The sequence below is a fragment of the Albidovulum sp. genome (genome assembly GCF_049646345.1).
Classification (GTDB): domain Bacteria; phylum Pseudomonadota; class Alphaproteobacteria; order Rhodobacterales; family Rhodobacteraceae; genus Albidovulum.
Genome location: NZ_JBARVQ010000274.1, coordinates 1 through 1775, shown reverse-complemented (window position 1 = coordinate 1775; position 1775 = coordinate 1). Strand labels below are relative to the sequence as shown.

Here is a 1775-nt window from a genome sequence, read left to right as displayed (position 1 = left end):
GGTCGAGAGCTTCGACACCGGGCGAGCGCTGTCGGAAACGCTTTATGTCGATGCGGTCTCGGTCGCCGAGGCTTTGGAGTTCTATGCCGGCGTCATCCCGGCCTTCAACGGCGAGACCATCGCGCTGGGATCAAGCTTTGCCTATACCTGCCGCGAGCCCCTGGGGGTCTGCGTCGGGATCGGCGCCTGGAACTATCCGTTCCAAGGAGCGGGGTGGAAGTCGGCTCCTGCCCTGGCGGCGGGCAATGCGATGGTCTTCAAACCCTCGGAAAGCGCGCCCCTGTCGGCCCTGATCCTGGCCGAGATCTACATCGAGGCCGGGCTGCCGAAGGGTCTGTTCAACGTCGTCCAGGGCATGGGCGCGGTGGGCCAGGCGCTGGTGGCGCATCCCGACACGGCCAAGGTCTCGCTGACCGGATCGGTGCCCACGGGGATGAAGGTCATGGGGCTGGCCGGGTCGCTGATGAAACACGCCACGATGGAGCTGGGCGGCAAGTCGCCCCTGGTGATCTTCGAGGACGCGGTCCTCGAGAATGCGGCCTCCGGGGCGCTGATGGCGAATTTCTACTCGACGGGCCAGGTCTGCACCAATGGCACGCGGGTCTTCGTCCAGCGCAAGATTCATGACCAGTTGCTGGAGCGGATCACCGAACGTGCCCGGGCCATCCGCATCGGCGATCCGCTGGACCCCGAGGTGACGATGGGGCCGCTGATCAGCAAGGCGCAACAGGACAAGGTCCTGGGGGCGATCCGCGCCGGTGTGGCCGAGGGCGCCACGCTTCATCTGGGTGGCGGGGTTCCCAGGATCCAGGGGATGGAGGGCGGCTTCTGGGTCGAGCCCACCATCTTCACCGGGGTCACCGATCAGATGCGTCTGGCGCGCGAGGAAATCTTCGGGCCGGTCATGTCGATCCTGACCTTCGACACCGAGGAAGAGGTTATCGCCCGCGCCAATGACAGCGCCTTTGGCCTCGCCGCCGGTGTCTTCACCCAGGACATCCAGTGCGCCCACCGTGTCGCCGGGCACCTGCAGGCCGGTATTTGCTGGATCAACAACTACAACCTTGCCCCGGTCGAAGTGCCCTTCGGCGGCGTCAAGACCTCTGGCCTTGGCCGCGAATGCTCGATGGCGGCCCTGGAGCACTATAGCCAGATCAAAAGCGTCTTCGTCGAAGGAGGCGAGGTCGTCAGCGTTTTCTGAAGCCGTCCCGGCACGCCGGGGCGGAAAACCACTGGGCCATAGAGCCTGCAAGAATGAAACCAAGGAGGTAATCAAGATGCGAACCCAACTGCTGCTGACACTGTCTGCCGGTGTGATGGCCCTTTCGACCGGACTGGCCCAGGCCGAGTCGATCACCGTGATCAACTTTGCCAACTACATGCCCGAAGACATCATCGAGCGCTTCAAGGCCGAGACCGGGATCGACGTGGAGCTTGTAACCACGGCGACCAACGAAGAGACCATGGGCCGGCTGGTGGCCAGCAATGGCACGGGTTTCGACGTGGTCTTCGTCTCCTCGCCCTTTGCCGAGGCGCTGCACAACCTCGACCTGTTGCGCGACCTCGACCACGCCAACCTGCCCAACGAAGTGAACCTCTACGACGAGGCCAAGCAACTCAGCTACGATCCGGGCAACGTGTTCTCGATGCCCTATGCCTGGGGCACCACCGGCCTGTGCTACCGCGAAGACCTGATGTCCTTCGCGCCCACCAGCTGGAACGACCTCTTGAAGCCGGTGGACGAAATCAAGGGCAAGATCACCATGGTTTCGACC

At 63.8% G+C, this 1775-nt stretch carries 2 protein-coding genes; both read left to right on the top strand.

Annotated elements, in window-relative coordinates:
* The coding region (betB, locus tag WBB85_RS06580; protein WP_432637829.1) for a betaine-aldehyde dehydrogenase at nt 1-1201 on the top strand (1201 nt) is incomplete at its 5' end.
* 76 nt (nt 1202-1277) lie between these two features.
* Nucleotides 1278-1775: ABC transporter substrate-binding protein (locus tag WBB85_RS06575; RefSeq protein WP_432637828.1), on the top strand; the 498-nt coding region annotated here is incomplete at its 3' end.